The organism is Pseudomonadota bacterium (genome assembly GCA_026388215.1).
GTDB lineage: Bacteria > Desulfobacterota > Syntrophorhabdia > Syntrophorhabdales > Syntrophorhabdaceae > JAPLKF01.
In genome coordinates this window covers 1-17,367 of sequence record JAPLKF010000139.1, presented here as the reverse complement: position 1 = coordinate 17,367, position 17,367 = coordinate 1, and the positions used below count along the sequence as shown (strand labels likewise).

The 17,367-nt window shown below is 41.2% G+C and carries 18 protein-coding genes and 1 tRNA gene; 12 read left to right on the top strand and 7 right to left on the bottom strand.

All coding sequences use genetic code 11. From position 1 onward, the window contains the following. Positions 1 to 17: 17 nt before the first annotated feature. A tRNA-Gly gene (locus NTU69_08410) sits at positions 18 to 93 on the top strand. Positions 94 to 226: 133 nt separating this feature from the next. Here NTU69_08410 and NTU69_08405 read toward each other — a convergent pair. Both NTU69_08405 and NTU69_08400 read right to left on the bottom strand, forming a co-directional pair. After that, the gene (locus NTU69_08405; protein ID MCX5803535.1) at positions 227 to 772 is read right to left on the bottom strand and encodes a carboxymuconolactone decarboxylase family protein; all 546 of its coding nucleotides are present in this window, start codon (positions 770 to 772) and stop codon (positions 227 to 229) included. A gap of 224 nt (positions 773 to 996) precedes the next feature. Continuing rightward, on the bottom strand, positions 997 to 2,394 hold the full coding sequence (locus NTU69_08400; protein MCX5803534.1) for an amidophosphoribosyltransferase: 1,398 nt from the start codon (positions 2,392 to 2,394) through the stop codon (positions 997 to 999). A gap of 323 nt (positions 2,395 to 2,717) precedes the next feature. On the opposite strand from NTU69_08400, the gene NTU69_08395 reads away from it, so the two are divergent. Further along, positions 2,718 to 4,412, top strand: a complete 1,695-nt coding sequence (locus tag NTU69_08395) for a glutamine--tRNA ligase/YqeY domain fusion protein (GenBank protein MCX5803533.1) — start codon at positions 2,718 to 2,720, stop codon at positions 4,410 to 4,412. A 301-nt stretch (positions 4,413 to 4,713) separates the two neighbouring features. On the opposite strand, the gene NTU69_08390 is transcribed toward NTU69_08395, so the two are convergent. After that, positions 4,714 to 4,860, bottom strand: coding sequence for a thiamine pyrophosphate-binding protein (locus NTU69_08390; protein ID MCX5803532.1), 147 nt, complete (start codon positions 4,858 to 4,860; stop codon positions 4,714 to 4,716). A 237-nt stretch (positions 4,861 to 5,097) separates the two neighbouring features. Next, positions 5,098 to 5,976 carry a DUF362 domain-containing protein gene (locus NTU69_08385; GenBank protein ID MCX5803531.1) on the bottom strand — a complete coding sequence of 293 codons (879 nt, stop codon included), beginning with the start codon at positions 5,974 to 5,976 and terminating at the stop codon, positions 5,098 to 5,100. Positions 5,977 to 6,045: 69 nt separating this feature from the next. Here NTU69_08385 and NTU69_08380 point away from each other — a divergent pair, with 69 nt between their 5' ends. The 10 genes from NTU69_08380 to phoU all read left to right on the top strand — a co-directional run bounded on the left by NTU69_08380 (position 6,046) and on the right by phoU (position 15,034). Next, positions 6,046 to 6,780: a molybdopterin-dependent oxidoreductase gene (locus tag NTU69_08380; protein MCX5803530.1), complete on the top strand. Its 735-nt coding sequence runs from the start codon at positions 6,046 to 6,048 to the stop codon at positions 6,778 to 6,780. 178 nt (positions 6,781 to 6,958) lie between these two features. After that, positions 6,959 to 7,615: a class I SAM-dependent methyltransferase gene (locus NTU69_08375; protein ID MCX5803529.1), complete on the top strand. Its 657-nt coding sequence runs from the start codon at positions 6,959 to 6,961 to the stop codon at positions 7,613 to 7,615. Positions 7,616 to 7,742: 127 nt separating this feature from the next. Then, a complete protein-coding gene (locus NTU69_08370) occupies positions 7,743 to 8,423 on the top strand; it encodes a response regulator transcription factor (GenBank protein MCX5803528.1) in 681 nt (226 codons plus the stop codon). Continuing rightward, a complete protein-coding gene (locus tag NTU69_08365) occupies positions 8,420 to 10,156 on the top strand; it encodes an ATP-binding protein (GenBank protein ID MCX5803527.1) in 1,737 nt (578 codons plus the stop codon). Before NTU69_08370 ends, NTU69_08365 begins: the two co-directional genes overlap by 4 nt. A gap of 156 nt (positions 10,157 to 10,312) precedes the next feature. Further along, on the top strand, positions 10,313 to 11,362 hold the full coding sequence (gene pstS, locus NTU69_08360) for a phosphate ABC transporter substrate-binding protein PstS (GenBank protein MCX5803526.1): 1,050 nt from the start codon (positions 10,313 to 10,315) through the stop codon (positions 11,360 to 11,362). A 100-nt stretch (positions 11,363 to 11,462) separates the two neighbouring features. Next, complete coding sequence (locus tag NTU69_08355; protein MCX5803525.1) at positions 11,463 to 11,891, top strand: arsenate reductase ArsC; 429 nt, start codon at positions 11,463 to 11,465, stop codon at positions 11,889 to 11,891. 3 nt (positions 11,892 to 11,894) lie between these two features. Next, the gene (pstC, locus tag NTU69_08350; protein ID MCX5803524.1) at positions 11,895 to 12,788 is read left to right on the top strand and encodes a phosphate ABC transporter permease subunit PstC; all 894 of its coding nucleotides are present in this window, start codon (positions 11,895 to 11,897) and stop codon (positions 12,786 to 12,788) included. Beyond that, the gene (pstA, locus tag NTU69_08345; protein ID MCX5803523.1) at positions 12,788 to 13,633 is read left to right on the top strand and encodes a phosphate ABC transporter permease PstA; all 846 of its coding nucleotides are present in this window, start codon (positions 12,788 to 12,790) and stop codon (positions 13,631 to 13,633) included. The genes pstC and pstA overlap by 1 nt, the downstream gene beginning before the upstream one ends. Next, entirely contained in the window at positions 13,615 to 14,373 is a 759-nt protein-coding gene (gene pstB, locus NTU69_08340) for a phosphate ABC transporter ATP-binding protein PstB (GenBank protein MCX5803522.1), read from the top strand. Before pstA ends, pstB begins: the two co-directional genes overlap by 19 nt. Before the next feature lie 10 nt (positions 14,374 to 14,383). Continuing rightward, on the top strand, positions 14,384 to 15,034 hold the full coding sequence (gene phoU, locus NTU69_08335) for a phosphate signaling complex protein PhoU (protein ID MCX5803521.1): 651 nt from the start codon (positions 14,384 to 14,386) through the stop codon (positions 15,032 to 15,034). Between the two features lie 33 nt (positions 15,035 to 15,067). Here the strand turns inward: phoU and NTU69_08330 are convergent, their stop codons facing one another. From NTU69_08330 to NTU69_08320, 3 genes are all read right to left on the bottom strand, one after another. Continuing rightward, entirely contained in the window at positions 15,068 to 16,426 is a 1,359-nt protein-coding gene (locus tag NTU69_08330) for an HD domain-containing protein (protein ID MCX5803520.1), read from the bottom strand. Between the two features lie 2 nt (positions 16,427 to 16,428). Then, positions 16,429 to 17,013 (bottom strand): hypothetical protein, encoded by a 585-nt coding sequence (locus NTU69_08325; protein ID MCX5803519.1) that lies wholly within the window; start codon positions 17,011 to 17,013, stop codon positions 16,429 to 16,431. 73 nt (positions 17,014 to 17,086) lie between these two features. Next, positions 17,087 to 17,365 carry a translation elongation factor-like protein gene (locus NTU69_08320; protein ID MCX5803518.1) on the bottom strand — a complete coding sequence of 93 codons (279 nt, stop codon included), beginning with the start codon at positions 17,363 to 17,365 and terminating at the stop codon, positions 17,087 to 17,089. Between the last annotated feature and the right edge of the window lie 2 nt (positions 17,366 to 17,367).

The window sequence follows — 17,367 nt, the reverse complement described above, 5'->3', positions numbered from 1 at the left end:
CTAATATAATAAAGAAAGCGGGCATAACTCAGCAGGAAGAGTGCAAGCTTCCCAAGCTTGATGCCGCGGGTTCGATCCCCGTTGCCCGCTCCATCTTTTCCATAAAGGATCATTCAAATTATGTGGGAGAGTAGATCGTTGTTTGGGGTTTTTTATTTAGGTTCTCAATAGGTTAGGTTGTAGCCCTTTCTTTCAGGTAGTTATTAGAATATTTAAAGTTTTTTGATTAAAACGGATACGTTTCGCCATCAGGTAACGGTACATCGAAGGCAAAGATCACAGTTGCTATCATCTGGTAGAAGCCGCATAGTACAACCAGTTCAACAACACCTTTCAACCCTACTGTCTTGATAAGCTCATCCTGGATGCTTTGAGGAATAGGCTGACGGTTGAGAACGTATTGGACGGCAGCCAACGCTAACTGCTGTATCCGATCTAAGTCGTGTGGTTCTTTGCCTGTCCGGATCGCCTCAATCACGTTTTTAGGAATGCCTTCCTTTATGGCCTCCCGAACATGCATAACCCACTCATATGCAGCACCAATCCTGCGGGCTACTAAAAGAATTACGAGTTCCCGTACAGAACCCGGTAACACCCCTGCACCAAAGCGTAAAAAACTGCCGAGATCGCCTATATGTTTGGCAATTTCAGGATGATTAAGCAAGCTCCGATAAAGATCATAAATGTGGCCTCTTTTTGAGACCAGTTCGTTATAGGTTTCCTGTAAGTCAGGGGAAAGCGGTAATATTGTGGGGTCTGGAAGTTTTGCCATGGCGAAACACCTCTCAATATAAGGGTAACCAAATGGGGCCAGGTCCTGCAATCCAACATCTTCTATTATCCCCACCCCAAGTTTTCTTCATTTTCCTTCAGTCTTAATTATTTTGCAACTGATTTTTAGCGGACAGTGTTTTAACAGCAATGTAGAATGAAAAATTGAAAATTGAGAATTTTTTAGAATTTATCATTATTCATTCTTCATTAGCGCATTGCGCTCTATGCTATGAAGTCTCCGATCCAGCATTGGAGACAGAGTTTCTCGCGGGGAAGACCGATTGCTTCGACCATGTCGTCGATCCGCTGATACCGTAGCGTCGTAACATCAATCTCCCTTGCAATCCAATCTACCATCTTTCGGTACTTTTCTGTTCGATCGTCGAGATAATCCCGGATATCCTCCGCGTCATGTCCTTCGAGTGCCCGTATCGCCCGGCGTGCAGCCAGTTCGCCGATGGAGCGCGTGGATAAAGCAAATTTGCAGGGAAACATAAGCGGTGGACAGGCCGGACGGACATGGATTTCCTTTGCCCCGGATTCCCAGAGCTTCTTTACAGTATAGTTCTTAAGCTGGGTTCCCCGGACAATGGAATCCTCGCAGAGGACGATGCGGTTTCCGGCAATCACATCCTTAATGGGCATGAGTTTCATAGTTGCCACAAGATCCCTGATTTCCTGAGCAGGAGGCGTATAGCTCCTTCCATATCCTGGCGTATACTTGACCAGGGGTCTCCGGTAGGGAAGTCCAGATTCCATGGCGTATCCTATGGCATGGCCGACTCCGGAATCAGGAACCCCTGCCACGAGGTCAGCCCTTACATCATCGTTTTTCGCTAGCCTCCTCCCGCAGCGTTCGCGGACAAGTTCAACGTTGATCCCTTCGTAACTCGAAGCGGGGTATCCCGTGTAGATCCACAGGAATGCGCAGATCTGGTTTTTGGTCTTTCCTGAAAGCTGCTCCTCTAATCCGTATTTCCCCACACGGATGATCTCCCCTGGTTCGAGATATTTTGTGATTCGATACCCCAGGTTTAGAAAGGAACACGTTTCTGTGGCGATGACATAGTCTCCGTCCCTCTCTCCGACAACGAGAGGCATTCTGCCAAGACGGTCCCGGGCTGCATAAATTCCATCCTCCTTCATGAGAAGGATGGAAGCTGACCCCTTGATCCGATCATAGAGCCCTTCGATCCCTTCAATGAGTGTTTTTCCCTGAGTGATCAGTTTGGCAATCAGCTCCACAGAGTTGACCCCTCCGCTCGACATCTCACCAAAGGTCTCACCCTCTTGAAGAAGCTCGGAAGCCAGTTCGTTTACATTCTCCACAAGGCCTGCGGACACAACGGCAAAGGTTCCGAACTTCGAGCCAATGATGAGCGGCTGGGCGTCCCTGTCACTTATAACCCCGATACCCAGATTCCCCTCCATCTCCTTGTATTCTTCGAAGAATTTGGACTTGAACTGGGACTTGCTGATATCGTGAATACTACGATAGATACGTTTTCCCAGAACGGCCATTCCGCCGTACTCAGTTCCCATATGGGAATGGTAGTCCGTCCCGTAGAGAAGGTCACTTGCACAGTTCTTCCTGGATACAACTCCGAAAATACCGCTCATAAGTCCTCCTTTAATGGTGAGGTGTCCAACGTTAGTAAAGTGAAGCAGTAGTCAGACCTTAATACAATACAACCTCTCCACTATTTTCTCCACTATTTAAAAAAACATAATGCGGCATGGGAGCAAATCTTAACAGGCTGTTACCCGAAAAACCTATATTCCCTTGCACATGGGGAGGCTGGAAGAACTTTTCTCGGAGCGCGAGAGAAACAGTGTTCCGGCGATAAATTGTTTTGGCCAACAGCCCATTTAGGTTCAACCCTTTTCTTGAAAGAGAAACCTCCTTGTGGTAATACATTAACAAATGTGAAGGAGTTTCAAATATGACAGAAACGGATGTTTCTCCCCCAACTGATTTCATTCGTGAAATCATCGAGGACGACTTCAGGACAGGTAAGCACAAAGGGCGTGTAGCTACGCGCTTTCCACCCGAGCCGAACGGCTATCTCCACATCGGACATGCCAAGAGTGTCTGCCTTAATTTTGGTATTGCCGCGCAATATGGTGGTACCTGTAATCTACGGCTCGACGATACGGATCCGAGTGGCGAATCCCTCGAATATGTGGAATCGATTATCAACGATGTCCACTGGCTAGGGTTCGACTGGGAGGATCGCCTGTTCTATGCCTCTGACTATTTTGAGCAACTCTATCAATTTGCGGTAAAGCTCATTAAGGCTGGCAAGGCATATGTCTGTAGTTTGAGTGCGGATGAAATAAGGGAGTACCGCGGAACGCTCACCGAGTCAGGCAGGGAAAGTCCTTATAGAAACCGCTCCATCGAAGAGAACCTCGACCTGTTTGCCCGAATGCGCTCCGGTGAATTCGAGGACGGAGCCCACGTCCTTCGTGCTAAAATCGATATGGCCTCTCCTAACATTATCATGCGGGATCCCGTTATCTACCGTATCAAACGTGCACCCCACTACCGGACAGACACTAAATGGGTCATCTACCCCATGTACGACTTTGCCCACTGTCTTTCGGATTCCATCGAAAAGATCACCCATTCGATTTGCACCCTTGAGTTTGAAAACAATCGCCCCTTGTATGATTGGATTGTTGATCAGTTGATTGCAAATAATCGCCCCCAGCAAATTGAATTCGCCCGCCTCAATCTTAGTTACACGATCTTGAGCAAGCGGAAGTTGATCGAATTAGTCGAAAAAGGACATGTTGCAGGCTGGGATGATCCACGGATGCCAACTGTGGCGGGGATGAAAAGGCGGGGCTACACGCCGGAGGCTATCAGAAACTTTTGCACGAAAATCGGGGTGGCTAAGAAGGAAAATCTCGTTGATATTTCTCTTCTTGAGCATTGTGTCCGCGAGGATCTGAATGAACGGGCGCCACGCGTGATGGGGGTTCTCAGGCCTCTTAGGGTTGTCATCTACAATTACCCCGAAGGGCAAGTGGAAGAGTTTGAATGTGCCAATCATCCGCATAATCCTGCCATGGGAACGCGCAGGGTTCTCTTTTCCAGGGTGCTCTACATCGAGCGCGACGACTTCAACGAAGACCCCCCGAAAAAGTACAAACGTCTCGGTCCAGGCCGGGAGGTACGCCTGAGAAATTCTTATATTATTAAATTTGCGCATATGGTCAAGGATGAGCGAACCGGTGAAGTAGTTGAGTTGCACTGTACCTACGATCATGAGACACGAAAAGGCCCTCCGCCGGATGGACGCAAGGTGGAGGGGGTCATCCACTGGGTATCGGCGAATCACTCTGTGCCTGCGGAGGTTCGATTGTACGACCGGCTTTTCCAGATCGCGGATCCGGCTGGTGTCGAAGATGACTTTACAAAATACGTGAATCCGGGATCGCTTGAAACCCTTACCTCCTGTTACGTGGAAGCGAGCCTCAAAGGTGCAGCACCGGGGAGCAGGTATCAGTTTGAAAGGCTGGGTTATTTCTGTGTTGATCCGAAAGATTCCTTGCCTGGAAAACCTGTGTTCAACCGGATCGTGTCGCTCAGGGATTCATGGGGCAAGATAGCGGGTAAAGAAAAACCATAGGCAAGGTTATAAATAAATTACCTTGTTTTTGATGGGTGTTTGGTGTTACCGTTTGCAGTGTTTTGATGCCCATGGAGGTAACCTAAATGGCTCATAACTATTAAACAACATACGTTGAAAGTGCTTATAGAAAGATATGGAGTCAGGTCTTTCATTGTCAGGTTTTTCTGAAAGCAGTAATTCTGGTATAGAAGGGGAAATCCTGAATATATCAGGAATGCACTGACTGTTACTCCGGGGACACAGATGCATAAATGGACGAACAATTGTATATAAGTCAAGGATAAAGATTTGACCCCAATCACCTATTGATTATCCGCAGACTACTGCCTTCCAGCGCATGGAAGAATCCGAGGACATAATCACCGGGAACGCCAAAGATATGCCGTACACCCAATGAATAGAGTTTATCAATCAGGTAACTGCTTACTGTATGGGATGTTCTCATAGTATCCTCCTTTCCCTCTCTCCATTTTCTTCCAAACTTGATAAAAATGCAACCTTTAACCTTTTGCATATGCCGCTTAAACAAGGGAATGAGTATAAGGGAATGAGAAAAAGGTCGAGGGTCGTATCTTTAAATGTCTATCTTGTTTCTTCCGTCTCTCTGGTTAGGACAGAATAGACAAAAAAGACGGGATATACAGGATAGGCGGAATTTCTTCGTGGTGGAAAAGGTTTTGTATTACGTCTTTATAATCTTCACCTTACTGAGGTTTATCTCCCCAAGGCCTCTTTTGTAGGCAGTAACGGTTGTAGATATGTCCTGTGGGTTTAGATTGAAAAGTGTAGTTGCATAGGCATCACAAGCTACAATATCGGTTGATGCGATGACCTTATCGAGGACCTTCACATCCTTAAGATTCCCTCCCTGAGGGCCATGATTCAGTAAAATTCGGGTGGCATCAATCACGGTGAGCCTGCCTTTAACGACAGAGTTTACATCAACAAGGGCATCCTCAATACTTCTATGGATGTATCCTCTGTTCCCTCCCATAATCCCCATAATGTTTTTTAAGCCCAGGGTGAGTTTTGTCAGTCCATGGTGTTTTGCTATAGGAACATTGATATACACATCTGCAGAAAGTGCCTCATCATAAAGTTCCCACTCTTTCAGGAAAACACCATTAATCTTAACATTTTTAAAACGCTCGCGTTCGAGGTGTTTTACCTCTACATTTTTTAAACCCTTTAAGGCCCCCTGAATTCCGCTATTCTCATAGGTTCTCCTCGGGTCGTTACAGGGATTATCAAAGACCTTCACCCTCTTTGCCCCAGCTTTAATACATTCTTCCACTATAGCCCTGACTACCAGCGGGTGGGTATTTGCAGCATATTCTAATTTTCTATCCCAGCCAATATTAGGTTTTACAACTACCACATTCCCCTGTTTGACAAACCTCTGCATGCCGCCTAATGCAGAAATTGCATTCCTGGTTATTGCCGTATAGTCTTTTCCTTCAGCAACTGATAAGACAGAGGGTTCTTTTGCGAATAGATCTCTTGATGCCCCGCCTATCAGGAGGGATGATACAACAAGTTTGAGAAAATCTCTTCTTTTCATAAAATTAGCCTTTGTTTTCTCTCACATTACATCTAATTATTCTATTTTATTTGTCAATTAAAATCTCATATGTATCTGGACGAGATCAGGGTGTATAATATATGCATGGATTTTGATATAGAAATGAAAAGACGTGATTTTATAAGGTTTATAAGTGTGCTGGGGGTATGCTTTATAATGCCCAATTCAACAAATGCACAAGAAGTAAGGCGCATATTAGAGAATGAGGACAGGGAGGGTTTTTATATAAGGTTCTATAAACCATTTAAATCTGTAGACCCGTCTAAGTGGATGTTGAAGGTAGGCGGTTTATGTGAGAATCCAAAGAGCTTTAATCTCCCGGGTATTCAACAACTTCAGAAGGTAACCCAAACCTCAAGGATGAAATGTGTGGAGTGCTGGTCAGGCAAGGCAAAGTGGGGAGGTTTTCGCCCGCAGACACTGTTTGACATAGTGAAGCCCAAAAAACAGGCAAAGTTTATTTATTTTTACTCAGCGGATGATTATTATGAATTCATATCCATGGAAGACCTTCTGAAACCACGGGTGTTATTCGTTTATGAGATGAACAATGCCCCCTTGCCGGATATTCACGGCGGCCCCCTCAGATTGATAATCCCATTCAAGTACGGTTATAAAAACGTGAAAACGATTGTGAGACTTGATTTTGTTGAAAAAGAAGGAATCGGATACTGGTCAAAATTTGGTTATTCCAAGGATGGAACCGTCCAGCCTGGTACGGACTATGCCCTTGATTTGAAAGAAGAGAAGGTGCTGAAGAAAAGTGGTGAGCCGGATTACTAACAGATGGACGAGAGACGACCGCTCATTGCACTCGCTTGGACGAGGGACGATAAAACCTGTAGAACAGGCGTCTCGCCTATCAGACGGTTTATGAAGCCGCGTCTTAGTGAACGTAGTGAGCGGTCGTCATTGTCCATCACGTTAGACAACAAACTCGAAATAGCGGGGTGACTGGTAATTGCGAAAAATCTTAGATAAACAGCGCATACACTGGGAAGACAGGCTTGCGAGTATTTCAGATATGTTTGGTAAGGGCCACAGTGAATCTGCCAGAAAGGCTAAAGAGGTATTCAAAAAGGCAGGTGTTAAAAAAATCCTCGAACTCGGAGGCGGACAGGGGCGGGATACTATCTTCTTCGCTCAAAATGGTTTTCAGGTCTATGTCTTAGATTATTCTGAGGCCGGTATTGAAATTATCACTGAGAAAGTACGGGTAATGGGTCTATCAGAATCGGTCATAGCAAAATGTCATGATGTGAGGGCACCACTCCCCTTTGAAGATGCATCTTTTGATGGTTGTTATTCACACATGGTATATTGCATGGCCCTTACAACACCGGAACTCGAATGCCTTTCAGATGAAATAAGACGGATACTGAAACCAAGTGGGATTAATATTTATACAGCGAGAAACACAGAAGACCCTCTTTACAAACAGGGTATCCACAGGGGAGAGGATATGTATGAAATGGACGGGTTTATTGTCCATTATTTCAGTGAGGAAAAGATACAACATCTATCCAGAGGCTACGAGATTGTAAGTATTGAGAGGTGCGAAGAAAGCAGTCTCCCCAGAAGGCTTTTCCGGGTAACGCTCAAGAAAATACAAGAATAATAGGAATTAGAAAACTTATTCTGAAATAGCACTCTGGCAATGTAAATAGTTTTTGCACGATGAAAAACGTTTTGAAATATTGACCAATATTATATAATAACGAGAAGAAAACCCTAAGGCATATGTAATGTCAAAGCTAATAGTAATTGTAGATGATGAGCCGGATATTGTGGAGTTGGTATCACTTCATCTCAAAAATGCCGGTTTCAAGACCAGAGAATTCTTAGATGTAGAGAGCTTTTATAAATTTCTTGATGCAGAGACCCCTGACCTTATCATTCTGGATTTGATGTTGCCTGATGCAGACGGGTTTGAGATTTGCAAATATTTAAAACACAAGGAAAAGTTCTCTCTCATACCCATCATTATGCTCACCGCAAGGGCAGAAGAAACAGAAAAGGTCCTGGGATTGGAGCTTGGAGCAGATGATTATGTGACTAAACCATTCTCACCCCGAGAGCTGGTCGCGAGAGTTAAAGCTGTTTTGAGAAGACATGAACAGAAAGAAGAAACAAAAAAAATCAATATAGGTAATATGCTTGTGATAGATTTAGAAAAATATAATGTTAAAGTTGAAGGTAAAGAAATAGAGCTCACGGCAACCGAATTCAAGATTCTGCAACTACTTTCCTCAAAAAAAGGACGGATACAGACAAGGGATCAGATTCTTGACCATTTATGGGGTCAGGAAAAGATTGTTGTAGATAGAACGATAGATGTTCATATCAGACACTTAAGAGAAAAATTAGGAAGGGCATCAAATCTCATAAAAAATGTGAGGGGGATTGGTTATAGGTTAGAAGAATGAGAAAATCAATATTTTTAAAAATATTTAGTGGCTACCTTCTTGTGATCATTATACTTTCTGGCCTTATTCTTGCTTTGTCTTTTACGACCATAAGAAATTATTATATTGACACAACGGAAAAGCATCTGAAAGACCTGGGAATTGTATTAAAGGTACAGATAACCCCACTGTTATATGAGAAGAAGTTTCAAGAACTGGACACTTTTATAAAGAAATTAGGAAAAGAGATTCATACAAGGATTACAATAGTTGCCCCTGATGGGGTAGTTCTCTCAGATTCAGAGGAAAACCCAAAATCAATGGATAACCATAGAACAAGAACTGAAATCGCACAGGCATTGGAAGGTAATATTGGGAGATTTTTGCGGGTCAGCGAAACATTAAAAGAGCAGATGCTTTACATTGCCCTGCCCGTTGAAAAGGACAAAAAAATACTGGGGGTTTTAAGATTAAGCCTGTTTCTGAAAGATATAAATACTGTAATCAGCCATACAAGAAATAAAATTTTACAAATTTCGCTATTAATAATTACCATATCCCTGCTAATTGCCCTTATATTCTCAAGAAGTTTATCGAAACCTATTAAGGAATTGAGCGCTGCCGCAAAAAGAATTGCAAATGAAGATTTCAGCGCAAGAGTATTATTAAAAAATAATGACGAATTGAAAGAACTTGCAGATAATTTTAATAGTATGGCTGTTCGGATGAAAACACTTTTTGACGAACTATCCCGACAGAAGGAAGAATTGAATAGTGTCATATCTTCACTCCAGGAAGGCTTTTTGGTTTTAGATAGAGATGAAAAGATTTTGCTTAGTAATTATAGTTTTAAAAAGATCATCCAGAATAACATCGTTGAAGAAAAATTCTACTGGGAAACATTTAGGGAGCCAAAATTTGATGAACTGATAAAAAAGATAAGGGGAACAAAAAGCAATTTCACTGAAGAAATATCACTTAATAACAGGGTTTTTTTATGTAGTGCTACCTTTTTAGGCACGAAAGAAGAAATAGCAGTTGTCTTCCATGATATAACAGACATCAAGAATTTGGAGAAGATTAAAACAGACTTTGTTTCTAATATCTCACATGAACTACGCACCCCTCTTGCAGCTATAAAAGGGTTTGCCGAAACATTAGATGATAAGATGCATTCCACGGAGAACAAACATTATCTGGATATCATCAGGAGAAATACTGATAGACTGATTAATATCATCAATGACTTGCTCTTTTTATCAGAACTTGAAGAAAAAAGTACGAAGCTTGAACGGGTAGAAGTTGATTTAAAGATTATAGTAGAAAATATCACAAAAATTTTTGAGCAAAGATTAAAAGAAAAATCGCTATTTTTGAATTTAGACGTTGATAGCAACCTTCCGCCCGTTAAAGCTGACCCTTTCAAACTCGAACAGATGTTTATAAATCTGATAGACAATGCTGTTAAATACACTGAAAACGGTGGCATCAACATATCCTTAAAAAGCAAAGGAGACAAAGTAGAAATCACGATAGAGGATACAGGGATAGGCATTCCAGAAGACCATTTGCCAAGGATATTTGAACGCTTTTACGTTGTAGACAAATCCCGCTCTAAAAAGCTCGGGGGGACAGGGTTAGGGCTTTCCATTGTAAAACACGTTGTTCTTTTACACAATGGCAACATTAATGTAGAAAGCTCATTAGGTAAGTGGACAAAGTTTGTTATTATGCTGCCTGCCAATCCTTTTTGAATATTTCAAAATCCGTTATACTTGAATCATTACTATACTAACTAACGATTAACTAACACTTTTATTAACCAAAAATTAACAATTATTTAATACTAAATTAACAAAACACCACTAATATTCTATATGAATATAAATCTAAATCAAGGAGGTTACGAAATGAAAAGTGTTTTTAAGATGGTTTTGATTACGATAGTGATTCTGCTCACAGCAGGAAACGTTTCATGGGCGAAAGAGCAGGAACTATTGGGTGCAGGGGCAACGTTCCCCCAACCCCTCTATTCAAAGATGTTCGATGCATATTATAAGCAATACACAGTGAAAATCAATTATCAGGGTATCGGTTCCGGTGGTGGGATAAACCAGCTTATTAAAAAGACCGTAGACTTCGGTGGAACAGATGCTTTTATGACCGAAAAAGAACTTAAGGAAGCAGGCTCTCCAGTGCTTCATATCCCTACAAGCCTTGGTGCAGTTGTCGTTACCTATAATTTACCGAGAAATCCAAAACTGAACTTTACCCCTGATCTTATAGCAGACATATTTCTCGGCAAAATTAAAAAGTGGAATGATCCGAAGATAGCATTTACAAATCCAGGTATCAAGTTACCTGATCTTACAATCAGCGTTGTCCATCGTGCAGATGGAAGCGGAACAACCCATATCTTCAGTGAATACTTAAGTAAGGTAAGTAAAGAATGGAAAGAAAAGATCGGTACCGGAAAATCTCTCAACTGGCCTGAAGGTCAGATTGGTCAAAAGGGGAATCCAGGTGTGGCTGGATACATTAAACAAACCCCTGGTTCAATAGGTTATGTAGAACTTCTCTATGCATTGCAGAACAAGATGGCTTACGGCAGTGTTAAAAATAAGGCAGGTAATTTCATAGAGCCTGCAATTAAGTCTGTCAGCGCTGCGGCAAATGTTAAGGTTCCTGATGATACAAACGTTTCTTTAACAGATACAGAAGCAAAAGACGGCTATCCGATAAGCGGGTTCACATGGCTTATATTTTACAAGGAACAAAATTACAGTGGCAGGGCAAAGGTAAAAGCCGAGACCCTGACAAAAATGTTATGGTGGATGGTTAAGGATGGGCAGAAATTTGTGGAACCGCTCCAGTACTCCCCGTTGTCAAAAGAGGCTGTGGAAAAATCTGAGAAGCTTATTAAGTCGATGACGTATAATGGAACACCGATACTTAAGTAAGCGTAGAGCATGGGGCTGAGAGCCGAGAGATTTAAACCCTCCGCTCTTAGCCAAACAGCCGAATGTGTTGCTGAGATATGATCCGGACAAGGGAAAAACGATGAAGAAGCAAGGAAAAATCAAAGTACTCTTTCTCTGCACACACAACTCTGCCCGCTCTCAAATGGCAGAGGGACTATTAAAAACACTCTTTGGCCATTTTTACGAGGTTTACAGTGCCGGGGTTGAACCTTTATATGTACATCCATATGCTATTGGAGTTATGAAAGAAATAGGAATTGATATATCGTACTATCATGCAAAAGGTATAGAACAATTTTTTGAGATGAATTTCGATTATATTGTCACAGTATGCGATAATGCAAAAGAGGTTTGCCCCTACTTTCCGAATGGGGAGCTCATCCTTCATAAAGGCTTTAATGATCCGGCCTCAGTTTCAGGAAACGAAGATAAAACACATGATGCCTTTAGGAAAGTAAGGGACGAAATCAAGGAATGGATCATAGAAACATTCAGGCCAGTTGGGTAATATATGACAAGCGTAGATAGATCAGAACGGAATTTCACAAAAATTCTTACCATTTCAGCCATAATAATTGTTGTATTGCTCCTGGCTGTGTTTCTAACGCTGGTTATTGCATCTTTACCATCTATAAAGACCTTTGGGCTCAAATTCTTTTTTGGAAAGACCTGGGATGCCTCTGCAGAAAAGTTCGGAGCCCTTCCATTTCTCGTAGGGACTCTCCTTACCTCATTTTTATCACTTTTGATCTCCATCCCCTTTTCTATCTCCATCTCAATTTTTCTTGGTGAATATCTTAAAGAAGGACCAATTCCCACGTTCTTGCGGAGCTCCATAGAGGTACTCGCTGGTATACCTTCTGTTATATATGGCCTGTGGGGCTTGTTTCTTCTAATGCCGTTTGTAAGATCACTTGAGGTTCTGTTTGGTACAGCACCTCATGGTGTGGGGATACTTACATCTGCTCTGGTACTTGCGATTATGATAATACCTTTTTCAGCATCTATCGGGAGGGAGGTAATCACCCTTGTTCCTTCTGATTTGAAGGAGGCTGCCTATTCCCTCGGTGCAACAAGATTTGAAGTGATAAAAAATATTATCATCCCCTATGCACGGTCCGGAATCATTGCGGGTATATTGCTTGCATTAGGGAGGGCAATAGGAGAAACCATGGCTGTCACAATGCTTATCGGGAACAGTAATTTTCTTCCCACCAGTATATTCAGTCCCGCCAATACTATGGCAAGTGTTATTGCCAATGAATTTGCAGAGGCAACAGGCATAACAGCGTCCTCTTTAATGTACGTGGGGCTTGTACTCTTTCTTGTCACTATGGTTGTCAATATAATGGGCACCTATATCATCAAAAAAGTCAGCATTGAAGCTTCAAAAGAGGTGACATAATGAAATCAGATATAAGGGGAAGGATAATAAAAGACAGAATCTTCAAAAGCTTGGTTACCCTTCTAGTTTTTGTATCTCTATTGCCCTTACTTCTTATTCTTTACTACATAACAAAAAATGGTATTTCAGTAATAAACTGGGAATTCTTAACCCAGCTTCCCCGTCCTATTGGTGAAGCAGGCGGAGGTGTTTTTAATGCCATCGTAGGTTCAATCATGCTTATAATAATTTCAAGCGTTTTTTCCATCCCCTTTGGCATTACAGCAGGGATCTATCTGTCAGAGAAAAAGGAAGGAAAACTTTGCAATATTGTCAGACTTTGTGTTGTGGTGCTTCAGGGAACGCCGTCAATCGTAATAGGTATCATTGCATATATATGGATAGTTGCTCCCATTCAGAGTTTCTCTGCCTTTTCAGGAGGAATTGCCCTTGGAATAATGATGCTGCCAGTTATTATAAAAACCACAGAAGAAACCCTTAAATTAATCCCTTATCACTTGAAGGAGGCCTCCCTTGCCCTCGGAGTACCTTATTATAAGACGATCCTTAAAGTGATTTTGCCGGCAGGCTTAAGCGGCATATTAACAGGCATATTGCTCAGCGTTGCAAGAATTACAGGGGAAACAGCGCCACTTCTTTTTACTGCCTTCGGAAATCAGTTTATGAACTATAATATTCTAAAACCCATAGACTCTCTGCCCTATCGCATTTTTTACTATGCCATGAGCCCATATCCTGAATGGCATGCCTTTGCATGGGGTGCTTCATTTATTCTCGTTGTTGTTGTTCTGGGTTTTAATCTCATTGCAAGGGGAATAGCAATAAAATGGAAAGTACAATTTTAAGAATTGAGGATTTCTCAGCCTATTTTGGCGAAAACCAGATATTGAAAGATATTAATCTTTCTACTTCAAAAAACCTTGTAACCACACTTATGGGTCCTTCAGGTTGTGGAAAAACTACACTTATCAGGTGTGTCAACAGGATGCACGAGCTTATTCCTGGTACAAAGGTTTCTGGTAAGATTTATCTTCAGAATAAGGACATTTATGAAATGGAGCCCATAATCTTAAGGAGACAGATAGGTATGGTCTTTCAGAAACCAAATCCTTTCCCCACGATGAGCATATATGACAATGTGATTGCAGGTTACAAACTGAACGGGATAAAGCTTGGAAAGGACGAATTCGACAAAATTGTTGAGCGATCATTGAAAAACGCAGCCTTATGGGATGAGGTAAAAAATTCACTCTATAGAAAAGGAACATTTCTTTCGGGCGGACAGCAGCAAAGGTTGTGTATTGCCCGTGCCCTTGCTATGAATCCGGAGATACTTTTACTCGACGAACCAACATCAGCCTTAGACCCAAAATCCACAACCCAGATAGAAGAATTGATCGTCGAATTGAAAAAAACCACCACTATGCTTCTTGTTACACACAACATTGCCCAGGCTGCAAGGGTTTCCGATTATACCGCTTTTTTATATTTAGGAGAATTGGTTGAATTTGGACTTACCGAAAAGATGTTCACTGTTCCAAAGGATAAAAGAACAGAGGAATATTTAACCGGTAAATTTGGATAGGAGGAAGAGAGTGTTAGAAGAAAGGATAATTGTCCTCAGGAAAGAAATTATTGAATATGCAACGCTTGCTGAAAATATGATTGATAAAAGCATAAGTGGGTTATTAAAAAAAGACAATGCGTTGCTTGCTGAAATAATAGGCAAAGATGAACCAAGAGCAAATGATATAGAAATTTTTTTAGATGAACTATGCACGACAATGATTGCACAATATCAGCCCAAGGCAAGAGATCTAAGGGCAATACTTATGGCATTAAAAATGAATAATGACCTGGAAAGGGTAGCGGATCATGCAGTGAATATATCCGAGAGTGGTCTTTTTTTAATAGAACGTCGCCCTGTAAAACCGTTGATTGATATACCAAGAATGGCAGAGATTTCAATAAAAATGCTGAAGGATAGCATCACCTCATATATAAATGAAGATGCTGCCCTGGCACACAATGTCTGCGAAAGAGACAGCATTGTAGATGGACTAGGGGATAAAATTTTAAGGGAACTTATCACGATTATGGGTGCAGACCCTACAACAATTGAGTGTTCCCTGCATTTACTAATTATTGCCCGCAATCTGGAACGTATAGCAGATCTCTCCACAAATATCTGTGAGGATGTAATATTTATGGTGGAGGGTAAGATAATTAAACATCACAATGTTTAGAATCAAATATTTTTCCTAACGGTTTTTATTTTGTTACGATTTTAGGAACGTCCTTGCATAATTTAGGGCCACTTCTTTTTCTTGAATCTCTCCGGAGATCTGTTTTTCTCTAATTTCATCGAGGCACTTCCCTATTACAGGTCCTTCTGTAAAACCAATAGAGAGAAGATCGTTGCCATTGATAATCTTTGGTAAAGGTTTTCTTTTCCATTCTTGATATGCATTAAAGATATCGTTACATCTCCTTTTTACCTGTTTTGTAGAAACGTTGTTCTTACCTCCCGAACTTCCATACATGTCACATATGGTGAGTAAGATTAAGGATGGCGTAAGTTCACCCATCTTGTAAACCAGTCTCCTTGTTGCCTTTTCAGTCGATTCCTTATTACTTATGAGAAATATCCTCATGTGGTTCTCAATGAGTTTAAGGATTGTCTTAATTTCCTGCGAGCTGAACCGCAGTCTTTCCATGATGACTGAGGCAATTTCTTTAGAAAACCTCTCATGGTATAAGAAGTGAACCACCCCCTTTTTCTCATCGCAGGAAAACGTATAAGCCTTTCCCAGGTCATGGAAGAGCAGGGCATATCCAACATTTTTAAATGTTTTTTCATCAAGTGAATAGGGTTGATTATATTTTTTTAAATATTTAAATCCATCGATTGTATGTCCATAAGTCTCAAGGACAAACCCCTTTTCTTCATCCATCTGTCTTAAGGAGTACAGCTCGGGAAATATTTCAAATAGGAGACCAACATGCTCCATCATCTTCATGCCGATGAAGGCATTTTCAGAGGATATTATATAATCCATCTCATATTTTATCCTCTCCGGAGCTGTCTGGTTAATGAGGTGTTTAAGCTCCTTGATTGTTTCTATTAATTCGTTATGCAGTGAAAAACCTTTTAATGTTGAGAAATGGCGAATTGCCTTTAGCATTCTTAATGGGTCGTTTTTTATCGTATCCCTTTCAGGATACTTTATTATCCTTTTTTTAATGTCTTCTATCCCATGGAGGGTATCGATAATTTTATCTTCTCTCACATCATAGGCAATTGCGTTCATGGTAAAATCCCTTCTCGCTAAATCTTCTTCAATGGTGTTTTTCAAAAAGGTAATATCTATGGAGGCATCTTTTATTACTATCCTGTGTGTCTGTATGGGTTTTTTTCCGAGCATGAAGGCTGGTGTTCCAAATGCCTCCTCGAACCTTTTTAAATCTTTTTGTTCTCCAAGGGCAAAATCGTAGTCTTTTGGTATTTTTCCTAAGAGCAGCTCTCTTATAGCACCTCCGACAAGGTAGACCATGCCGGTAAAGGGATAGTTGAAAATCTTTTTTATTACCTCTTGTTCTGTTATTTTCTTTTTAAGAACATCAGGAGATACTGCCAACACTATACCCTTTCAGCAAAGTCGACGAGTCTTCTTGTAATCCTTTTTAAAGAATCCGTGATATCAATATACAGGTAAGAAGCTTTAGGCATACAAACCCCTGTAATTAGCCTTTGTTCATGCACGAGGGCATATTCGTTAGCCATTCTGATGATTTTCTCCTTGCCTGATTTTATATTATTTTTTAGATGAGGGTTTTGGGTAAGAATATAGTCTTTTGTATCTATGAATTGAGATTCCATGACAGCAAAAAGTTCTTTTATTTCGTTGAGGGCCTTTTCACTGAACAGGACATGAGATTCAACCTTTATATGCATTTTCTCGATCAAGTTCTCTAAGGCTAAAGCAGTCATTTGAACAGGAAGTATAAGATTTACATACCTTTTTTCCACCTCATCCTTTTCTTTTTCTTCAATCAGTTTTTCTGCAAAGGGGAGGGCTGACTTAAGTATCTCTCTGAATCTTTTTTCGCATTCCTTTAAGATAGTGTTATTCTGTGTAAAGAATCCTTTCTTTATATCTTCAAGGATCGGTATTATTTTCTCAAACATATTATGAAACCTTTGGTTTAGCTCTTTTTCTTCCATTTGCCCTCCTTGAGGATTATCCAGCTCTTGATAAAGATTAACCCCGCATTCCTATACCCTATGTTTTAACCATTCACTCCTTCAGCAGGTATACGGTGTCATGTTCCTTTACTTTCTCTTTTACCTTTATACCCACATCCTTGCCTACTTCTACCTTCTCTACATTTACATGCTCCACCTGAATGGATTCCACTACCTGTTCAAAATCTGTGGTATGCCCCTTTATCTTTATTGTATCGCCTATTTTAAGCTCCCCGCTCGTTATTTTTATTGCAGCAACCCCAATCTTTGAAAAATACCCTACAACCTTTCCAACGGCTATCTCTTCCATATTGCCCTCCTTTTTAGTCAGGG